The organism is Vibrio sinaloensis DSM 21326 (genome assembly GCF_000189275.1).
Lineage (GTDB): Bacteria > Pseudomonadota > Gammaproteobacteria > Enterobacterales > Vibrionaceae > Vibrio > Vibrio sinaloensis.
The window spans coordinates 1-475 of the sequence record NZ_AEVT01000014.1 but is presented as its reverse complement, the minus strand read 5'-3'; the positions used below and the strand labels follow the sequence as shown (position 1 = coordinate 475).

At 53.7% G+C, this 475-nt stretch carries 1 protein-coding gene; it reads right to left on the bottom strand.

Features of this window, described 5'->3' with window-relative positions; genetic code table 11:
• The coding region (gene deoC, locus RH45_RS02825) for a deoxyribose-phosphate aldolase (protein WP_008073595.1) at positions 1-475 on the bottom strand (475 nt) is incomplete at both ends.

The following is a 475-nucleotide window of genomic DNA, read 5'->3' as shown; positions in this document are numbered from 1 at the left end:
TCACTTCCATCATGATGCGCGCGCTTTCCGGCGTAGCGTTTACCGGCACTTTACCGGTAGAGGTTTTGATGAAATCCGCACCGGCTTTGATGGAGATTTCAGAGGCTTTACGAATCAGCGCCTCTTCTTTCAGCTCGCCGGTTTCGATAATCACTTTCAGCAATACGTTCGCTGCGGCACAAGCGTCTTTACAGGCTTTTACCAGATCAAAACCCACCTGCTCGTTACCGGCGATCAACGCGCGGTACGGGAATACCACGTCCACTTCGTCAGCGCCGTAGGCGATCGCCGCACGGGTTTCCGCCAGCGCAATATCGATGTCATCATTGCCATGCGGGAAGTTAGTCACCGTTGCAATGCGGATGTCCGGCGTACCTTGTTCTTTGAGGGTTTTACGCGCAATCGGGATAAAACGCGGGTAAATACAAATCGCCGCCGTATTCCCGACCGGGGTTTTTGCCTGATGACACAACGC